The 18,729-nt window shown below is 68.4% G+C and carries 19 protein-coding genes; 10 read left to right on the forward strand and 9 right to left on the reverse strand.

Annotated elements, in window-relative coordinates:
• Window positions 1-76: 76 nt before the first annotated feature.
• The 3 genes from ABZ803_RS31820 to ABZ803_RS31830 form a co-directional block, all read right to left on the reverse strand.
• Window positions 77-1,015 (reverse strand): patatin family protein, encoded by a 939-nt coding sequence (locus ABZ803_RS31820; RefSeq protein ID WP_357045021.1) that lies wholly within the window; start codon window positions 1,013-1,015, stop codon window positions 77-79.
• Window positions 1,016-1,147: 132 nt separating this feature from the next.
• Window positions 1,148-2,953: an acetyl/propionyl/methylcrotonyl-CoA carboxylase subunit alpha gene (locus ABZ803_RS31825; protein WP_357045022.1), complete on the reverse strand. Its 1,806-nt coding sequence runs from the start codon at window positions 2,951-2,953 to the stop codon at window positions 1,148-1,150.
• A gap of 197 nt (window positions 2,954-3,150) precedes the next feature.
• Complete coding sequence (locus ABZ803_RS31830; RefSeq protein ID WP_357045024.1) at window positions 3,151-4,071, reverse strand: sulfurtransferase; 921 nt, start codon at window positions 4,069-4,071, stop codon at window positions 3,151-3,153.
• A 169-nt stretch (window positions 4,072-4,240) separates the two neighbouring features.
• On the opposite strand from ABZ803_RS31830, the gene ABZ803_RS31835 reads away from it, so the two are divergent.
• Window positions 4,241-5,017, forward strand: a complete 777-nt coding sequence (locus tag ABZ803_RS31835) for a transcriptional regulator (protein WP_357045026.1) — start codon at window positions 4,241-4,243, stop codon at window positions 5,015-5,017.
• On the opposite strand, the gene ABZ803_RS31840 is transcribed toward ABZ803_RS31835, so the two are convergent.
• The 3 genes from ABZ803_RS31840 to ABZ803_RS31850 all read right to left on the reverse strand — a co-directional run bounded on the left by ABZ803_RS31840 (window position 4,946) and on the right by ABZ803_RS31850 (window position 7,742).
• Window positions 4,946-5,578 carry a Maf family nucleotide pyrophosphatase gene (locus tag ABZ803_RS31840; protein ID WP_357045028.1) on the reverse strand — a complete coding sequence of 211 codons (633 nt, stop codon included), beginning with the start codon at window positions 5,576-5,578 and terminating at the stop codon, window positions 4,946-4,948. The two genes, ABZ803_RS31835 and ABZ803_RS31840, sit on opposite strands and share 72 nt — an antisense overlap.
• The gene (locus tag ABZ803_RS31845) at window positions 5,575-5,910 is read right to left on the reverse strand and encodes an acyl-CoA carboxylase subunit epsilon (RefSeq protein WP_062971085.1); all 336 of its coding nucleotides are present in this window, start codon (window positions 5,908-5,910) and stop codon (window positions 5,575-5,577) included. Before ABZ803_RS31845 ends, ABZ803_RS31840 begins: the two co-directional genes overlap by 4 nt.
• Before the next feature lie 191 nt (window positions 5,911-6,101).
• Window positions 6,102-7,742, reverse strand: coding sequence for an acyl-CoA carboxylase subunit beta (locus ABZ803_RS31850; RefSeq protein WP_357045030.1), 1,641 nt, complete (start codon window positions 7,740-7,742; stop codon window positions 6,102-6,104).
• Between the two features lie 204 nt (window positions 7,743-7,946).
• On the opposite strand from ABZ803_RS31850, the gene ABZ803_RS31855 reads away from it, so the two are divergent.
• Window positions 7,947-8,138 carry a hypothetical protein gene (locus tag ABZ803_RS31855; protein WP_357045032.1) on the forward strand — a complete coding sequence of 64 codons (192 nt, stop codon included), beginning with the start codon at window positions 7,947-7,949 and terminating at the stop codon, window positions 8,136-8,138.
• Window positions 8,139-8,166: 28 nt separating this feature from the next.
• On the forward strand, window positions 8,167-8,973 hold the full coding sequence (locus tag ABZ803_RS31860) for a biotin--[acetyl-CoA-carboxylase] ligase (protein ID WP_357045034.1): 807 nt from the start codon (window positions 8,167-8,169) through the stop codon (window positions 8,971-8,973).
• 61 nt (window positions 8,974-9,034) lie between these two features.
• Here the strand turns inward: ABZ803_RS31860 and ABZ803_RS31865 are convergent, their stop codons facing one another.
• Window positions 9,035-9,988: an acyl-ACP desaturase gene (locus ABZ803_RS31865; protein ID WP_357045036.1), complete on the reverse strand. Its 954-nt coding sequence runs from the start codon at window positions 9,986-9,988 to the stop codon at window positions 9,035-9,037.
• A gap of 159 nt (window positions 9,989-10,147) precedes the next feature.
• Here ABZ803_RS31865 and ABZ803_RS31870 point away from each other — a divergent pair, with 159 nt between their 5' ends.
• Genes ABZ803_RS31870 through ABZ803_RS31880 form a run of 3 tightly spaced genes read left to right on the forward strand, consistent with a single transcriptional unit; the run spans window position 10,148 to window position 12,694 of the window.
• Complete coding sequence (locus ABZ803_RS31870; protein ID WP_357045038.1) at window positions 10,148-10,693, forward strand: PH domain-containing protein; 546 nt, start codon at window positions 10,148-10,150, stop codon at window positions 10,691-10,693.
• Between the two features lie 17 nt (window positions 10,694-10,710).
• A complete protein-coding gene (locus ABZ803_RS31875) occupies window positions 10,711-11,388 on the forward strand; it encodes a response regulator transcription factor (RefSeq protein WP_357045040.1) in 678 nt (225 codons plus the stop codon).
• 1 nt (window position 11,389) lies between these two features.
• Window positions 11,390-12,694: a HAMP domain-containing sensor histidine kinase gene (locus tag ABZ803_RS31880; RefSeq protein WP_357045042.1), complete on the forward strand. Its 1,305-nt coding sequence runs from the start codon at window positions 11,390-11,392 to the stop codon at window positions 12,692-12,694.
• A gap of 1 nt (window position 12,695) precedes the next feature.
• Here ABZ803_RS31880 and ABZ803_RS31885 read toward each other — a convergent pair whose 3' ends face one another.
• Window positions 12,696-13,235 (reverse strand): GtrA family protein, encoded by a 540-nt coding sequence (locus ABZ803_RS31885; protein ID WP_040865084.1) that lies wholly within the window; start codon window positions 13,233-13,235, stop codon window positions 12,696-12,698.
• Between the two features lie 87 nt (window positions 13,236-13,322).
• Between ABZ803_RS31885 and ABZ803_RS31890 the strand changes: the two genes are divergently transcribed.
• From ABZ803_RS31890 to ABZ803_RS31905, 4 genes are all read left to right on the forward strand, one after another.
• Entirely contained in the window at window positions 13,323-14,495 is a 1,173-nt protein-coding gene (locus ABZ803_RS31890; protein ID WP_357045171.1) for a 5-(carboxyamino)imidazole ribonucleotide synthase, read from the forward strand.
• Complete coding sequence (gene purE, locus ABZ803_RS31895; RefSeq protein ID WP_357045044.1) at window positions 14,488-15,003, forward strand: 5-(carboxyamino)imidazole ribonucleotide mutase; 516 nt, start codon at window positions 14,488-14,490, stop codon at window positions 15,001-15,003. Before ABZ803_RS31890 ends, purE begins: the two co-directional genes overlap by 8 nt.
• A gap of 335 nt (window positions 15,004-15,338) precedes the next feature.
• Entirely contained in the window at window positions 15,339-16,001 is a 663-nt protein-coding gene (locus tag ABZ803_RS31900; RefSeq protein ID WP_063051737.1) for a TetR family transcriptional regulator, read from the forward strand.
• Window positions 16,002-16,164: 163 nt separating this feature from the next.
• Window positions 16,165-17,322: an acyl-CoA dehydrogenase gene (locus tag ABZ803_RS31905; RefSeq protein ID WP_040865087.1), complete on the forward strand. Its 1,158-nt coding sequence runs from the start codon at window positions 16,165-16,167 to the stop codon at window positions 17,320-17,322.
• Window positions 17,323-17,537: 215 nt separating this feature from the next.
• On the opposite strand, the gene ABZ803_RS31910 is transcribed toward ABZ803_RS31905, so the two are convergent.
• Window positions 17,538-18,674, reverse strand: coding sequence for an epoxide hydrolase family protein (locus ABZ803_RS31910; protein ID WP_357045046.1), 1,137 nt, complete (start codon window positions 18,672-18,674; stop codon window positions 17,538-17,540).
• Window positions 18,675-18,729 lie beyond the last annotated feature (55 nt).

Consider the following 18,729-nt stretch of genomic DNA (forward strand, 5'->3'; position numbering starts at 1 on the left):
GTTGAGCTGACCCGCGGTGAATCACCGATCCCGGATGGTTTGTGCGCCCGCCGGGGCGGCAGCGGGCCGAAGTCGGTCAGGCGGCTGGGATGACGGCGGAGAGCGCGCCGAGCACGGCTGTGCGGCCGATTTGCAGGGCCCTGGCGAGCAGTGCGGTGTCGCGGGCGGCGCTGTCCACGTCCGGAGAGCCGACGGGCGGGTGGATCTGGAGCACGGAGTCGCCGAGTTCGGCGAGGGCTCGGTCCTCCAGGTCTTGTTGCCGCGGGCGTTCGAGCCAGGCCCGGTACGCGCCGGGGGCCACGGCGCGCAGATAGCCGCCGCCGATGATCTGGTGCAGGCGCGAGGCGGGCGGTCGCCGTTCGTCCACTCTCCGGGTGCGCAGGACCAAGGCATGGGTGGCGCCCGCGCGGACCGCGGTGCGAATCGGCACGGTCTCCGAGAGGCCGCCGTCGAAGTAGGCCGAACTGCCCAGGGCGACCGGGGGCCCGGCCAGGATGGGCAGGCCCGCCGACGCGCGCAGCGCACGCATGAGCGTCCGCTTGTCGGTGATGTGTGGATGCAGATCGACCGCCTGCCCGGTCCGGATATCGGTGGCGATCGGATGGAAGGTCGTGGAGTTGGCCAGGATCGCGTCGAAATCCATCGGTTCGACGCCGTCGTACACCTGGTGCACGAGATACCGCAGATCGAACGCCGGACGTCCACGCAGGAGCCGGGCCGGGTCGACGGCGCGGCGCATGATCTCCGGATCGGTCCAGGAGCGCATGCCGGGGATCGCGCGCCCGCACAGCAGCCAGGCGCCGTTGATCGCGCCCGCCGACGTGCCGTATACGGCGTCGAATACCCCTGCGAGCCCGAGTTCCTCGAGCGCCGACACCATGCCGCTGGAGTACACGCCCCGGCTGCCGCCGCCCTCTACCACCAGCACCAGGCGGTGACCGTCGGCGCGGCCGGCCGTGGCGCGCCGCGCGCGGATCACCTCCGCGACGGGGGAGAGGCTTGTCGAGCTGGTCACCGCAACACGATACGACACGTCGGTGTGCGTTTCGGGTCCAGCGGAGGCAGCTCGCGTGACGGCGGAGGGACCGCCGCGTGAACAGCGAAGCGGGCGCGGACCTCGTGGTCCAGCGCCCGCTCCGTGACGTTGCTACTTGATCTCTGCGAGAACCGTGCCCTGCGTGATCGCCGCGCCCGTCTCGACGGACAGACCGGTGACCACACCCGCCTTGTGCGCGTTGACCGGGTTCTCCATCTTCATGGCCTCGAGCACCACGATCAGGTCGCCCGCCTCGACCGACTGGCCCTCTTCCACCGCGACCTTGACGACGGTGCCCTGCATCGGAGCGGTGACCGCGTCACCGGAGGCCGCGCCGCCGCCCGCGCCGCCACGCTTGCGCGGCTTGGGCTTCTTGCGGATCACGCCGGCACCGTTGCCCGCAGCACCGGCCGCACCGGCGCCGACGGTGAAGTTACCCGGCAGCGACACCTCGACCCGGCGTCCGCCGACCTCGACGACGACCTTCTGCCGCGGCGCATCCTCGTCCTCGTCGGCCGGGGCGCCCGCACCGGTGAACGGCTCGACGGTGTTGACCCACTCGTTTTCGATCCACTTGGTGTAGACGTCGAACTTCTCGCCGTCACCGATGAACGCCGGGTCCTCGACGATCGCCCGGTGGAACGGGATGACCGTGGCCAGGCCGTCGACCTCGAACTCGGCCAGCGCGCGGCGCGCGCGCTCCAGTGCCTGCGTGCGGTTCTCGCCGGTGACGATCAGCTTGGCCAGCATCGAGTCGAACTGCCCGCCGATCACGCTGCCGGCCACCACGCCGGAGTCCACGCGCACACCGGGGCCGGTGGGCTCGGAGTACACGGTGACCGGGCCGGGAGCGGGCAGGAAGCCGCGGCCCGCGTCCTCGCCGTTGATGCGGAACTCGAAGGAGTGGCCGCGCGGCGTCGGGTCCTCGGTGATCTCCAGCTTCTCGCCGTTGGCGATGCGGAACTGCTGGCGCACCAGGTCGATGCCCGCGGTCTCCTCGGTGACCGGGTGCTCGACCTGCAGCCGGGTGTTCACCTCGAGGAAGGAGACGGTCTCGCCCTGCACCAGGTACTCGACGGTGCCCGCGCCGTAGTAGCCGGCTTCCTTGCAGATGGCCTTGGCGGAGGCGTGGATCTTCGCGCGCACCTCGTCGGACAGGAACGGCGCGGGGGCCTCCTCGACGAGCTTCTGGAAGCGCCGCTGCAACGAGCAGTCGCGGGTGCCCGCGACGATGATGTTGCCGTGCTTGTCGGCGATGACCTGCGCCTCGACGTGGCGGGCCTTGTCCAGGTACTGCTCGACGAAGCACTCGCCGCGGCCGAAGGCGGCGGTGGCCTCGCGGACGGCCGAGTCGTACAGCTCCGGGATCTCCTCGATGGAGTGCGCGACCTTCATGCCGCGGCCACCGCCACCGAAGGCCGCCTTGATGGCGACCGGCACACCGTACTTCTTCGCGAATTCGACGACCTCGGTCGCGTCCTTGACCGGGTCCTTGGTGCCCGCGGCCATCGGCGCCTTCGCGCGCTCGGCGATGTGCCGCGCGGTGACCTTGTCGCCGAGGTCGCGGATGGATTGGGGGGAGGGGCCGATCCAGATCAGCCCGGCGTCGATGACGGCCTGGGCGAAGTCGGCGTTCTCCGACAGGAAGCCGTAACCGGGGTGGATGGCGTCGGCGCCGGACTTGGCTGCGGCGTCGAGGATCTTGTCGAACACGAGGTATGACTCGGCCGAGGTCTGCCCGCCCAGGGCGAAGGCCTCGTCGGCGAGCTTGACGAACGGGGCGTCCGCGTCCGGCTCTGCGTAGACCGCGACGCTGCCGATGCCGGCGTCCTTGGCCGCCCGGATCACGCGCACGGCGATCTCGCCTCGGTTAGCTACGAGTACCTTTGTGATCCGCGCGCTGGCATGGCTGGGCACTGAGCCTCCTGTGTGCATTCTTCTGGTCGCTTCGCCGGGGGTGGGGTCGCTGTGCAGCCTCCGCTCCCATAATCGACTTGTTTACGTCTCGGGCGAGTGTAGGCAGTCTGCCAACAGACGCCGAACTCGGCTAGCCCTACTCAACAGTAGGTCGCGGATCACAACGTACGCGGTCCGCGTTTGGGACCGCACCCGACTCACCTGCTCCTGGTGCGCCGAGAACCGCCGCGTGCTGGCACTTCGCCCGGTTCGTCCCCCTTGGCGATCGGCATCCGCACCGAGTTTCCCCACTCGGTCCATGAGCCGTCGTAGTTGCGTACGCCGTCGCGCCCGAGCAGGTAGGTCAGGACGAACCAGCTGTGGCTGGATCGCGCGCCGACTCGACTGTAGACGATCACCTCGTCCTGGCCGGCCGACGCGCGGTAGACGTCGTCGAGTTCGGCGCGCGCGCGGAATCTCCCGTCGGCGGCCAACGTCTCGGTCCAGGGGATGTTCGACGCGCTGGGAATGTGGCCGCCGCGCAACGCCGCGTCCTGGGCCGTGGCCGGGTCGTCGAGCACGCGCGTGCCCGAGTATTCCTCGGCCGAGCGTACGTCGATCACCGGTTTGCCCAGGTGGGTGAGCACGTCCTCGCGGAAGGCACGGAAGGTGCTGTCGTCCCGGCGCACAGCCGGGTAAGCGCTGCGCACCGGACGGCCGGGTTCGAACGTCGTGTCGCGCCCCTCGGAGATCCAGGCCGCGCGTCCGCCGTCGAGCAGCCGCACGTCCTCGTGCCCGAACAGGGTGAATACCCACGCCGTGTGCGCCGCTTGGATGTTTCCGCGATCCCCGTAGATCACGACAGTGTCGTCACGATCTATCCCTTTGGCGCGCATGAGTTCGGTGAAGCGGGTTCCGTCGATATAGTCGCGCGTGACCGGATCGTTCAGATCGCTTCGCCAATCCAGTTTGGTGGCGCCCGGAACGTGCCCGATGTCGTACAGCAGCGTGTCCTCGTTGGCCTCGATGATCTCGAGTCCCCGCGCGCCTATGTTTGCCGACAGCCACTCCGTGGTTACTAGTCGGTGAGGGTGTGCGTAGGAACCGAGTGAGGGATGAGGGTCCGGAGCGACGGGCACGGTGTTCGGTTCCTTCACGCATGGGTGGACGGTGGTGACAGCGGTTCGAGGCCTCACAGCGATGGTAGGGGTGAGGCGACAGTGACTCTCGTTTCAGATCACAAATCGGATGAGGGCCGAATAAAGGGCACCTACATCCGATAAAGTCTCCCGGGAGGAGGGGTGAGCTATGTCCGATTCTTGGCCGCGGCGGCGACTGCTCGCGATCCTACGTGGCGCCAGCGAGCCTCTCGACGCCCAGGAACTGGCCAGAATCACCGGACAGCACGTCACCACGGTTCGCTTCCATCTCGATGTGCTCACCAGGGAATCCCTCGTCCGGCAGTTCCAGCAGCCGCCGCGCGGCCGTGGGCGGCCGCGCATCGGATACAGCGCGGTGCAGCGATCGGTGGGTTATCAGGACCTGGCGCAGGTGCTCGCCGATCAGCTCGGCCCGGACGCGCGGCGCAGATCCGAGGCCGCGATCGCGGCGGGCCACGCCTGGGGCAGCAGACTCGACGTGGGTGACCACCGGGTGGAGTCGCTGGAGGACGCCAAGGACCTCACGATGACGTTGATGTCGGAACTGGGCTTCGCGCCCGAACGCGACCCGTCTTCGGAGACCGAGGGCAAGGTGCTGATCCGTCTGACGGCCTGCCCGCTGCGTGAACTGGCGCGGACGCACTCCGAGGTGGTGTGCGGCGTACACCTCGGCCTGCTCGAAGAGGTGATCGACCGGGGCGGCGCGCACGGGACGATCGACGTGCGGATGCACCCGTTCGTCGAACCGGAGCTGTGCGTGGCCCGGCTCGAACTCATCGCGGCACAGCGCGCCGAGGCCCAGGACGCGGCGCCGGTGTCCCCGGGCGGGGACGCCGAGGCGTTCACCGCACCGTCAGGCCGTGTGGCCCCACAGCTGCGTAACGCTGATCCCAACATCGCCAAGCAGTCGGCGCAGCAGTGGTAGCCCGATGCCGATGACGCTGGACGGGTCGCCGTCGATGCGATCGACGAACCAGCCGCCCAGCCCGTCGAGGGTGAACGCGCCCGCCACCTCGAGCGGCTCGCCGGTCGCGATGTAGGCGTCCAGCTCGTCCGGCTCCGGCTTGGCGAAGTGCACGGTGGTGCTGCTGCAATCGACCGCCTCGGCGGTGATCCGCCCATCCCGCATCCGCATCACGCAGTGACCGGTGACCAGATCCGCGCTGCGCCCGGCCATGTCGCCCCACCGCGCGCGAGCGACCTCAGCGGTGTGCGGCTTGCCCTGCAATTCGCCGTCGACGAGCAGCATCGAATCGCAGGCCACCACAACGCAGTCGGCGGCCAGCTCCGGAATGTCCGCGGCCACGGCGGCCGCTTTGGCGCGCGCCAGTTCCACCACGACCGCGCGTGGTGGCGTGTCCTCGGGAAGGGCGGCGGCGACCGCGTCCTCGTCCACGGCGGAGACACGGACGATCGGGTCGATGCCCGCCGAGCGGAGAACCTCCCGGCGGGCCGGGGACGCGGAAGCCAGGATCAGCCGCGTCACCCGCGCAAGTGGGACAGCTGCGGGAAGGCGTACGGGGAGAACGGCGAAGAGCCGCGATGCATCAGCGTCGGGTGGCCCCACATATCGGGCGGCCCGGCGGGGCCGGTGGGCGCGGCGCTGTTCGCCACGGCGGACAGCACGCACACCAGCGCGGCGAGTTCTTCGTCGCTCGGCGAGCCCTTCACGACACGGAAGAACGGCTCAGCGGTGGCCTCGGCGGATAGCGCTGCCGCGTCGGAGCCGGTGGAGGCACCGGTCTCGTCTGCGATCGGGTCGACTGTGAGATCCAGTTCGACGGCGCTCAACACATCTTCTTCTGCCACGGTCGTCACAGTGCCAGGTCCTCTCTTCGCCTCTATCAGCGGACTGATCAGGCTATTCCCGTTTTCCGACTAGCTACGGATGAAGCATTCGTCCTCGGATGCACTCATTGCGTCTCTGCAACAAGCCGGTACCCGCCAGAGTAAGTGTTACCGAGGCCGATGCCACCCTTTGTGCGCGGCCTATCGAGCGTATCGCTCGATCACAGCGGGATGTTGCCGTGTTTCTTCGGCGGAAGGGTCACCATCTTGCGTTCGAGCAGTCGCAGCGCGGACACGATTTGGCCGCGGGTGTGCGAGGGCGGGATGACCGCGTCCACGTATCCGCGCTCGGCGGCGACGTACGGGTTCACGAGCGTGTCCTCGTACTCGTTCTGGAGCTCGAGCCGCAGCGCATCGACGTCTCCGCCCTCTTTGGCGGCCTGCTGCAGCTGCTTGCGGTAGACGAACCCGACGGCGCCGGAAGCGCCCATGACGGCGATCTGAGCGGTCGGCCAGGCGAGGTTCACATCGGCGCCCATGTGCTTGGAACCCATGACGTCGTAGGCGCCGCCGTAGGCCTTGCGGGTGATGATGGTGATTTTGCCCACAGTGGCCTCACCGTAGGCGTAGAGCAGCTTCGCGCCGCGCCGGATGATGCCGTTGTATTCCTGTCCGGTACCGGGCAGGAAGCCGGGCACGTCGACCAGGGTGATGATCGGGATGTTGAACGCGTCGCAAGTGCGCACGAAGCGCGCGGCCTTCTCCGAGGCGTCGATGTCCAGGCAGCCCGCGAACTGGGTGGGCTGGTTGGCCACGATGCCCACGCTGCGGCCGTCGACCCGGCCGAAGCCGACGATGATGTTCATCGCGCGCTCGGCCTGCACCTCGAGGAACTCGTCGTCGTCGAGCAGACGCCGGATCACCTCGTGCATGTCGTAGGGCTGGTTCGGCGAGTCCGGGATGATCGTGTCCAGCTCGAGGTCCTCGTCGGTGAGCGAGTCCTCGATCGCGCCGTCGATCGGGTCGGTGGCCGGGAAGCGCGGCGCCTCGGCGCGGTTGTTGCTCGGCAGGTAGGACAGCAGGTCCTTGACGTAGTCCAGGGCGTCCTGCTCGCCGGAGGCGACGTAGTGCGCCACACCGGACTTGGTCATGTGCGTGTGCGCGCCGCCCAGGTCCTCCATGGTGACGTCCTCACCGGTGACCGTCTTGATGACGTCCGGGCCGGTGACGAACATCTGGCTGGTGCCGTCGACCATGACGACGAAGTCGGTCAGCGCGGGGGAGTACACGTGACCACCGGCGGCCGGGCCCATGATCAGCGAGATCTGCGGGATCACGCCGGAGGCCTGGATGTTGCGGTGGAAGATCTCGCCGTAGAGACCGAGCGAGACCACGCCCTCCTGGATGCGGGCGCCCGCGCCCTCGTTGATGCCGATCAGCGGGCGGCCGGTCTTCAGCGCCAGATCCATCACCTTGACGATCTTCTCGCCGTAGACCTCGCCGAGGCTGCCGCCGAACACCGTGACGTCCTGGCTGAAGATGCAGACGTCGCGTCCGTCGATGGTGCCGTAACCGGTCACCACGCCGTCGCCGAGCGGGCGGTTGTTCTCCAGGCCGAAGTTGACGCTGCGGTGGCGGGCCAGGGCGTCGAGTTCGACGAAGGACCCTTCGTCCAGCAGTGCGAGGATGCGCTCGCGGGCGGTCATCTTGCCCTTCGCGTGCACCTTGTCGACCGCGGCCTCGCCCATCGGGTGCTTGGCCTCTTCCAGCCGATTCCGCAGGTCAGCCAGCTTCCCGGCGGTGGTGTGGATATCGGGGGAGCCCGCCGGACCTGATGCGGGCTGCTGCTGGACACTCGTCATGGCATCGGAGTGTAACCAGTACCAGCGTTTACTTTCTAACCAAGACCGGGCTACCGGCGAGTAGAAAACCGCAGCTAGATCAATTTTCCCAGGCAAACTTCCTGGTCGGTAGCCGAGTCCGGAAGGCGGAAAATGAGTATCGCCGACCGGCCCTGCCCACCTAGCCTGAGGGCGACGGATTTCCGAGCGGGGGAGGAGCGCGTCATGTGGGAATGGGGTAGAGCTCGCGCGGAGTACGCGGCCGAGACGGCGTGGACACGGACCGCCGAGGAGGCGCCGAAGTACGGCGAGCCCGAGGTGTGGGCCGAGGCGGCCGAAGGCGAGCGGGAGGACGGCGACGGGATGGGCGCGGCGGCGCGCGACCCGATCGTCTCCTCGTACGACCTGGTCGGGTAGCGCCCGGCACGACGAGTAGCCTGCCGGTGTGCAGAGGCCACCGTTGGATGCAGAGCAGTTGCGGCGCAGTGCCGTCGAGTCGCCCGAGCTGTCGTTCTTCACGCGGATCGATGTGGTCGAGTCGACCGGGTCCACGAACGCGGATCTGATCGCGCTGGCGGCAGATCCGGCCGCCGACCGCGTGGTTCTGCTGGCGGAGACCCAGGTGCAGGGTCGCGGTAGGCACGCGCGCACCTGGGTCAGCCCGCCGCGGGCGCAGCTGGCGATGTCGCTGCTTGTGCGGTTGCCCGGGATCGGCCCGGCCTCCCTCGCCTGGCTGGCACTGCTGACCGGCGTGGCCGTGGTCGACGCGCTGCGGACCGCGGCGGGCGTGCCCGCGGACCTCAAATGGCCCAACGACGTGCTGATCGGGAGCCGCAAGGTGGCGGGCATCCTGGCCGAGGTGGCGGCGAGCGTGGAGGGCGGCGCGCCTGCCGTGGTGATCGGGCTCGGACTCAACGTGAGCCTGACCGAAGAGGAACTGCCGGTGCCGCACGCCACCTCGCTCACCATCGCCGGCGCGCGGCAGACCGATCGCACGGTGCTCGTGCGATCCCTGCTGACCGAGTTCGCCCGCCGCTTCACCGCGTGGCGCGACGCGGACTGGGCGATCGACGAACTGGCCGCCGCTTATCGCGAGCGGTGCGCCACGATCGGCGCCGAGGTCCGTGCCGAGCTGCCCGGGGACCGGACGCTGACCGGCGTCGCCGAGGGCGTCGACGAGTACGGCCGCCTGCTCATCGGCGGGCAAGCGGTATCCGCCGGCGACGTCACGCATCTGCGCGCCCAGTACTGAGCGCCGGAGCGCCCGGCGGCGTGGCGGGCGCCGCGCCGCCGGCAACGCGCGGCGGCGTGCCTCAGACGCGCTGAGCGACGCCGCGCGAGGCATCCCGGGCGAGGGCGCGATCGCGCTGCTCCTCGAACTTGATCACGTCCTTGCCCAGCTTCTCCAGGAACGCGCCCAGTTCATCGCGCGCCTGCTCGCCGCGCGGCCCGTAATCGGAGCGTTCGAAGACGTTCCACTGCTTGAGCACCGGCTGGAGCACCTCCTCCAGATGCTGGCGCAGATCGTAGATGCCGTGCTTGGCCATCAGCACGCCGTAGCGGCGGAAATTCGGCATCCCGGCGCCGGGCATCAGGAAATTCCGCACGATCCTGGCGATCGCGGGCAGCGCTTGGTCGGGGACCAGGTCGAGCGCGGCGCCGCACACCGAGCGATAGAAGATCATGTGCAGGTTCTCGTCGGCGGAGATGCGCTGGAGCAGGCGGTCGGCCACGGGGTCGTTGCACGCCTTGCCCGTATTGCGGTGAGACACACGGGTGGCCAGCTCCTGGAAGGTGACGTACGCGACGCTCGCCAGGAATCCGCCCCACCCCTCCGGGGACTGGACGCCGTTGCTCATGTGGATCATCCGCGCCTGTTCCAGGGCGACCGGGTCGACGGCGCGGGTGACGACCAAGTAGTCCCGCATGGCGATGCCGTGGCGATTCTCCTCGGCGGTCCACCGGTCGACCCAGGTGCCCCACGGACCGTCCTCGGAGAAGTTCTGCGCGATCTCCCGGTGATAGGAGGGCAAATTGTCCTCGGTGAGCAGATTGGTGATCATGGCGACCCGGGCGACCTCGCTGAGGTGCGATTGCTCCGGCTCCCAGTCGACGCCGCCCAGTGCGGCGAAATTGCGGCCCTGGCTCCACGGCACGTAATCGTGCGGGTTCCAGTCTTTCGCCATGGACAGGTGCCGATCCACATTCTCTTCGGCGACGGGCTCGAGTTCGGCCAGGATTTGCAGCGGGGTCAGGTCTTTGGTCACGCGTTCCTCCACGGTCGGAATCGACGATGATGGTGAGCCGGGCGTTGCGCGATACAGAGAGCCACTGCGCGGAATAGTCACACGCAGGGTGCCGATTGTGCAGCATGACGCGCTGCGGTGTCAGCCGTTCCGGCATCTTCAGGCGGTAGTGTTCCTGACATGGGTTATCCGGAGGATGTGCTGGCGCCCGAGGAACAGCTGCTGCTGCATCGCCACCCGCATTGGAAAATGCTCTTCTGGCCGATCGTGACGCTCATCGTGGCCACCGCGCTCGCCGGTTTCGCAGGGGGACTCGTCTCGCAGAAGGCCACGGGCACCACCGCCTCGGCGCTGCTCGTCACGGTGCTCGTGGTGTATCTGGTCATCCTGCTATGGCGTTGTGCCGCACCGGTTATCCGATGGAAGTCGACGCATTTCATCATCACCGATCGGCGGGTGCTGGTACGTCAGGGCGTGCTCACCCACAGCGGCATCGACATCCCGATGAGCCGGATCTCCAGCGTGCAGTTCCGGCACGGACTCTTCGATCGGCTGCTCGGCACCGGGACGCTGATCATCGAGTCGTCCTCCTCGGAGCCGCTGGAATACGACGACATCCCGTCGGTCCAGCAGGTACACGCGCTGCTCTACCACCAGGTGTTCGAGGTCGAACGCCATCGCGACGGCCGCGACGAGCGCCGCGACGACCGTCGCAGCTACCGGTGAGCCCGTAACCTGGGCGTATGACCGCTGTACTGCTGGCCGAGGACGACGACGCCATCGCGGCCCCGCTGTCCCGCGCGCTCGGCCGCGAGGGCTACACGGTGACCGTCGAGAGTTTCGGCCCGGCCGTGCTGCAACGAGCCCTGGAAGGCGGCCATGACCTGCTCATCCTCGATCTCGGCCTGCCCGGCATGGACGGGCTGGAGGTATGCCGTCAGGTGCGCGCTCGCGGCGCGGATCTGGCCGTGCTGATGCTCACCGCGCGCACCGACGAGGTGGATTTCGTGGTGGGGCTGGACGCGGGCGCCGACGACTACGTCGGCAAGCCGTTCCGCCTCGCCGAGCTGCTGGCGCGCGTGCGAGCGTTGTTGCGGCGCAGCGGAATCGGTGACGACACGGTCGAGGTCGGGGGGATCCGCCTGGAGCCCGCGGCGCGGCGCGTGCTGGTCAACGGAGTCGAAATCGGTTTGGCCAATAAGGAATACGAGTTGCTCAAGGTGCTGATCGATCGGGCGGGTCAGGTGGTGGCGCGCGAGACCATCCTGCGCGAGGTGTGGGGCGACGCGGAGCTGCGCGGTTCCAAGACGTTGGACATGCACATGTCCTGGTTGCGCCGCAAGATCGGCGACGAGGGCCCCATGGCCGAACGGCGCATCGTCACCGTGCGCGGGGTCGGCTTCCGGCTGAACACCGACTGACGTGCGCCGCCGGATCCTGCGTTCCATGCTCACCGTGCTGACCCTCACCACGGTGGTGCTCGGCGTGCCGCTGATCTACACGGCGTGGTTGTGGGTGGAGGACATCACGCGCAACGACCTGCAGAACCGGCTGGACCGGATCGCCGCGGAGATCATCGCGCAGGAGCGCGACGGCACGGTGCCCGGCGAGCTGGACATCCGGTCGGTGGCGCCGCTGGTGCCGGAGAACGGGAAGCTCACCATCGTCTACCCGTCGCAGCAGGACAACGCCTCCCGGCGAGACGTCGGGGTGGCCCAGGTGCCGGACCCGCTGGTCGAGTCGCTGTCCACGGGCAAGTCCGCGTCGCTGCGCCTGGAGGTGCCCTCGGCGCCGATGCACGCCATGCAGCGCCAGGCGGTCGCGGTGGTCGCGCTGGCGGTGCTCGCCTCGCTCGGCGCGGCGGTCTCGGTCGCGGTGGTCACCGCGCGGCGGGTGGCCGATCCGCTGCGGGACGTCGCGGCGCGCGCGGCGCGGCTGGCGATGGGCGATTTCCGCCCCGATCCGCGCAGGCACGGCATCGCGGAACTGGACCGCGTCTCCGACGTGCTCGACTCGGCGACCGTGGAGATCGCCGGACGGCTCCAGCGCGAACACGCCCTGGTGGCGGATGTGTCACATCAGCTGCGCAGCAGGCTGACCGCGGTGCGGCTGCGTCTCGACGAGCTGTCCGCGCATCCCGATCCGGAAGTGGTGCACGAGGCCGAGGAGGCGATGGCGCAGGTCGACCGCCTCACCGACGCGATCGACGATCTGGTCCGCGCCTCCAGGGACGAGGACGCGGCCGATCGGGATCCGGTGCCGGTGATGGACGAGTTGCGCGGTGTGGTGGCCGAATGGACCCACCCGTTCACCGAGACGGGCCGGACGCTGACGCTCACCGGCGACGAATCGCTGCGCGCCCCGATCACGGGTTCGCGGCTGCGCGAGGCGGTCGCGGTACTGGTGGACAACGCGCTCATGCACGGGGGTGGGACCTGCACGGTGTCGGTGCGCTCGGTGCGGCCGGGGGTCGGCCGTGAGCCGCTGGTCTGCGTTGAGGTGGCCGACGAGGGGCACGGCGTTCGTGACGAGCTGGCGCCGCACATCTTCGACCGGGGCTTCTCCGCGGGCGGTTCCACCGGAGTCGGCCTCGCGCTGGCGCGGGCGTTGGTCGAGGCGGACGGCGGACGCCTGGAATTGCAACGGCGCAGGCCCGCGCTGTTCGCGGTGTTCCTCGGGGCCTCGAAGGCCCGTCCGGCGAACGCGGTGGTGGCCGAGCCGCGCTGACTCAGCCGCGGCCGAGTTCCTCTTCCACGAGGTCGACGAACTCCGCTTCGAGTTCTTTCATCTCGTCCGGGAAGACCCAGCGGCGCATCGACCAGAAGCGGAAGGCCATCTGCAGCAGATTGCCGATGATGAAGGCGCTGATGAAGTCGGCGATGTTCTCGACCGTGAAGCTCACGTTGGGCTGGCGCAGGTCGAAGACGTAGCTGGAGATCCACAGCGGGGTGAAGGCCAGGACCACGCCGACGCCGCTGACGGCGAAGAACAGCAGCGCCTCGTGATGGCGTTCGCGCCCGCCGCGATTCTTGAACGACCATTCCCGGTTCAGGATGTAGGACGCGATCACGGCGATGACGCCGGAAATGATCTTGGCCGTGACCGGTTTCTCCGCGAGTACCGTCCACTTGAGTCCGTAGAAGATGCCGCTGTCGATCACGAACGTGGTCGCCCCGACGATCGCGAATTTGATCAACTCCCGATGCCGGTACGCGATATCTTGCAGCGGCTTGGGAAGGACGCTGACCACGTCTTCGACGAATGACACAAGACCGGAGTGTACCGGTACCGACCATTCGAGCCGGCCATGACAATATTGTCCGACGTGAGCGCACGTTCCTTCGATCCATCGGCAATGCCCACCGTCACCATGATCGGTGGCGGACAGTTGGCGCGCATGACGCATCAGGCGGCGATCGCGCTGGGCCAGCGGCTGCGCGTACTCGCGGAGAACCCCGAGGACCCGGCTGCCCAGGTGAGCCCGGAGGTGGTGCTCGGCAGCCACACCGACCTGGGCGCGCTGCGCAAGGCGGCGGTCGGGTCGCACGCGCTGACCTTCGACCACGAGCACGTGCCCACCGAGCACCTGGAGGCGCTGGTCGCCGAGGGCGTCAACGTGCAGCCGCCGCCGCAGGCGCTGGTCTACGCGCAGGACAAGCTGGCGATGCGCAGCAAGCTGAGTGGGCTCGGGCTGCCCGTGCCCGCGTTCACGCCGGTGACCTCGGTCGCCGACGCGGTGCGCTTCGGCGACGAGCACGGCTGGCGGATCGTGCTGAAGGCGGTGCGCGGCGGGTACGACGGACGCGGTGTGTGGATGCCCGAGTCCGCCGACGAGGCCGCGGCGATCGTCACCGACCAGCTCGCGTACGGTGTCCAGCTGCTGGCGGAGGCGAGGATCGCCCTGAAGCGCGAGCTGTCGGCGATGGTGGCCCGTTCGCCGTTCGGGCAGGCGGCGACCTGGCCGGTGGTGGAGACGGTGCAGCGCAAGGGTCAGTGCGCGGTCGTCATCGCGCCCGCGCCCGAGCTGCCGGAGGACACGGCCGCCGCGGCGGAGACGATGGCGTTGAACCTCGCGAAGGAACTCGGCGTGGTCGGCGTCATGGCGGTGGAACTGTTCGAGACCACCGACGGCGACCTGCTGGTGAACGAGCTGGCCATGCGCCCGCACAACTCCGGGCACTGGGGGATGGACGGCGCCCGCACCGGGCAGTTCGAACAGCATCTGCGCGCCGTGCTCGACTACCCGCTGGGCGACACCGCGCCGCTGGCGCCGGTGACCGTGATGGCCAACATCCTCGGCGCGCCGCAGGCCCCGGAGATGTCGATGGACGAGCGGCTGCACCACCTGTTCGCGCGGCTCCCGGAGGCGAAGGTGCACCTGTACGGGAAGGGCGAGCGTCCCGACCGCAAGATCGGGCACGTCAACATCCTCGGCGACGACGTTGCCGAGGTTCGGGAGAAGGCCGAGCGGGCGGCGCACTGGATGTCGCACGCGATCTGGACCGACGGATGGGATCCGCATGAGTGAACAAGTGGCCATCGGCCCGGCCGTCGGCCTGATCATGGGCAGCGACTCCGACTGGCCGACGATGGAGGCCGCCGCGGAGGCGCTGGCGGAATTCGGGATCCGCTTCGAGGTGGGCGTCGTCTCGGCGCACCGCACTCCACAGCGCATGCTCGACTACGCGCGTGACGCCGCCGGTCGAGGGTTGAAGGTCATCATCGCGGGCGCGGGCGGCGCGGCTCACCTGCCCGGTATGGTCGCCTCCGCCACGCCGCTGCCGGTGATCGGCGTGCCGGTCCCGCTCAAGTACCTCGACGGGATGGACTCGCTGCTGTCCATCGTGCAGATGCCCGCGGGCGTGCCCGTCGCCACCGTCTCCATCGGCGGCGCCCGCAACGCCGGCCTGCTCGCCACCCGCATCCTCGCCGCCCACGACCCGGCCCTGCGCACCCGCATGGAACAGTTCCAGGCCGGACTCGAGCAGATGGTGCTGGAAAAGGACGACGCACTGCGTACGAAGCTCTTGGGCTGACACACCGTGCCGGAGATCCCCTTGCGCGGGGGTTCCGTAAATTTCGTGGTGCGAGTCGGTGACACCGTTCGCCGCCATCCCGGTCCCCATGCCGAGTTCGTGCACGGCCTGCTCGCGTGGTTCGAGCAGTCCGGCTGGACGGGCGCGCCCCGGTTGCTGGGCGAGGACACCGAGGGCGCCAGGGCCACGCAGGTTCACCATGTCTGCCGCCTGACGCGTGGTGAGTTCGACGGGCGAGGGCACTGCGGCGAATGGCGGAATCTCCGGCGCGGAGAACTGGGGGTTTCGGTTGCTGACTACGGTGTGAGGTCGTGACTACAGGGGATATCGCTCGGATGCGGGGAGGCGACGACACCGCGCATTTTCGGCTCACCGTGGTGGATCAGGCGCTGCGGTTGTTCGCCGAGAAGGGGTACGAGGCGACGACGGTCGATGAGATCGCCGAGGCGGCGGGGATCTCGCGGCGCACGTTCTTCCGGCAGTTCCGGTCCAAGGAGGACGTGATCTTCGCCGATCACGAGTCTCAGCTGGCGCAGGCCGAGCAGTTCCTGTCCGCGTCGCGCGAGGATCCGTGGGAGGCGGTGTGCGCGGCGGTGGTGCAGGTGTTCGAGCGCTTCACGCAGTGGCGGGAGATCGCGGCGCGGCGGTATCAGGTGGTGCGGCGGGTGCCCGCGTTGCGGGAGCGCGAGATCGTCACGGTGTTCCGTTACGAACGGTTGTTCACCGACTACCTGCGCGAGCGGCTGCCCGATGTCCCGGATCTGGCGCGGGTGCAGTTCGCCGCCGCCGTGACGGCGACGCACAACTACCTGCTGCGCCGGATGGTGCGCGGCGAGTCGGACGCGGGCGCCGCCGACCTGCGGTTGGAGCTGGCCGCGATCCCGCGAGGCGCCGGCCGTGCCGTGAACCCCGACGAACTGGTCGTCGCCGTGTTCCCGCGCGATGCCGCGCCCAGGCAGATAGCGGACCTGCTGGTCCGCAAGCTCGGCACCCTGTGACGTGGCCCTGAGTGCGACCAATCTGACACTGAGTGCCACGTCATCTTCCCATGTGATACGCGTCCATGTGGGTATACTCGACTCATATATGGCACTGAGTGCCGACGCGTTGCTTTCTCGGCGGAAAGCGGCGATCACCACCGACGACCAGGAGTGAAGCCCGATGGCGGGAAACCCCGATTTCGACCTGTTCAAGCTCGAGGACTTCCACGATGAGCTGCGCGCCGCGATCCGCGCTCTCGCCGAGAAGGAGATCGCTCCGCACGCCAAGGACGTCGACGGCAACTCCCGCTTCCCGGAGGAGGCGCTGACCGCGCTGAACGCCTCCGGCTTCAACGCCGTGCACGTGCCGGAGGCCTACGGCGGCCAGGGGGCCGACTCGGTGGCCACCTGCATCGTGATCGAGGAGGTCGCGCGCGTCTGCGGTTCGTCCTCGCTGATCCCCGCGGTCAACAAGCTCGGCACCATGGGCCTGATCCTGAACGGCTCCGAGGAGCTGAAGCACAAGGTGCTGCCGGACATCGTCAATGGCGAGATGGCCTCCTACGCGCTGTCCGAGCGCGAGGCGGGCTCCGACGCGGCAGGCATGCGCACCCGGGCCAAGCAGGAGGGTGACGACTGGATCATCAACGGCTCCAAGTGCTGGATCACCAACGGCGGCAAGTCCTCCTGGTACACCGTGATGGCGGTGACCGACGCGGAGAAGGGCGCCAACGGCATCTCGGCCTTCCTGGTGCACAAGGACGACGAGGGCTTCGTGGTCGGCCCGCTGGAACACAAGCTGGGCATCAAGGGCTCGCCCACCGCCGAGCTGTACTTCGAGAACTGCCGGGTGCCGGGTGACCGCATCGTCGGTGAGCCGGGCACCGGCTTCAAGACCGCGCTGCAGACCCTCGACCACACCCGCCCCACCATCGGCGCGCAGGCCGTCGGCCTGGCCCAGGGCGCGCTGGACGCGGCCATCGCCTACACCAAGGACCGTAAGCAGTTCGGCAAGTCGATCGCCGACTTCCAGAACACCCAGTTCATGCTCGCCGACATGGCGATGAAGATCGAGGCCGCCCGCCTCATGGTCTACACCTCGGCCGCACGCGCCGAGCGCGGCGAGCAGAACCTCGGCTTCATCTCCGCCGCCGCCAAGTGCTTCGCCTCCGACGTCGCCATGGAGGTCACCACCAACGCCGTCCAGCTGTTCGGCGGCGCGGGCTACACCACCGACTTCCCGGTGGAGCGCATGATGCGTGACGCGAAGATCACCCAGATCTACGAGGGCACCAACCAGATCCAGCGCCTGGTGATGAGCCGCGCCCTGCTCAAGTGATGTTTTTGTAGATCGCCGGAAGTTCGGGCGCGCTTGAAATCGCATCTCAGGCCGTCTCCAGGCCGTCGAGCAGCACAGGCCGCCCGAACATTCTATCGATCGCATTCCGCGCCCGGTTGTCGCTGAACATCAACCGGTCTCCACACGTGCTGCCTCGTCGTCGAAACGAGTGACAGTGATGATGCTGCCGAGAGACTGTCACGCCTTGCGGGACTTCAGCCGACTGCGGCGAAGAACCGCCGGATGTCGCCGACGAGCAGTTCGGGTGGCTCGTGCGCGGCGAAATGGCCTGCGGCATCGTTCGGGCCGCCGATCGCCGAGCCTGCGTCGTAGGAGTTCCAACTGACGATATTGCTGTGGTCACGCTCGGCGAACCGGCGGATCGACTGGAAATCGCCCTTGAACATGGCGAGTGCGGTGGGGGTCGTGGTCGAGCCGGTCGGGCGGTCGGTGCTGTGCGCCTCCTCGTAGTAGTACCGGATCGAGGAGCCCGCGGTGCCGGTCAGCCAGTAGAGGGCGACGTTGCCGATGACGAAATCGGCGTCCAGACTCTCACCGAAAAGCTGTGCGTTCCAACCCAGCAGGCCGATCGGCGAATCGCAGAGCGCGTAGGCCAGCGTCTGCGGCTGCTGGCTGCACAGGATGTTGAAAGCCATCTTGTTGTCCTGGAACCACTTCAGGTGTTCGAGTGCCGCCAGATCCTCCGGCGAGAGGCCGACGAATTCGGCCGGATCGCCGGACGGGAACGAAAACAGCTGTGTCACATGGACACCCACTACCCGATCCGGCGCAAGACGACCGATCTCGGGGGAGACCATCGAGCCGCCGTCGTTGCCGATCGCACCGAAGCGCTGGTAGCCGAGCCGATCCATCAGCTCGATCCAGGCTTTGGCGACGCGCCGCATGGTCCAGCCGGTGCTGTGCGTGGGGCCGGAGAAGCCCATGCCGGGCAGCGCCGGAATCACGAGGTGGAAGGCGGGATGGTCAGCGGACTCCGGCGCGGTCAGCGACTCGATGACGTCGAGGAACTCGAGCACTGATCCGGGCCAGCCGTGGGTCAACACCACTGGCAGCGCGTCCGCGCGCGCTGACCGGATGTGCAGAAAGTAGATGTTCTCGCCATCGATCTCAGTGGTGAACTGCGGGTAGGCGTTCAGCTTCGCCTCGAGCGCCCGCCAGTCGAAGGTCTCCAGCCAGTACTCAGCCAGGCCGCGCACCCGATCCCCGGGGACGCCATAGGAGTCCCCCACGCCGGGCAGTTCGCTCGGCCACAGGGAGCGGCGCAGACGCTCGGCCAGATCGTCGAGCTGGGTCTGCGGAATGTCGACCCGGAAGGGCTTGATGGTGCTCATGAATGGCTCCTATTGGAATGGAATGCTTCGTTCTGTTTGAACTGTACAGAACGGA

This window comes from Nocardia sp. NPDC047648 (assembly GCF_040642815.1).
Classification (GTDB): Bacteria; Actinomycetota; Actinomycetes; order Mycobacteriales; family Mycobacteriaceae; genus Nocardia; species Nocardia gamkensis.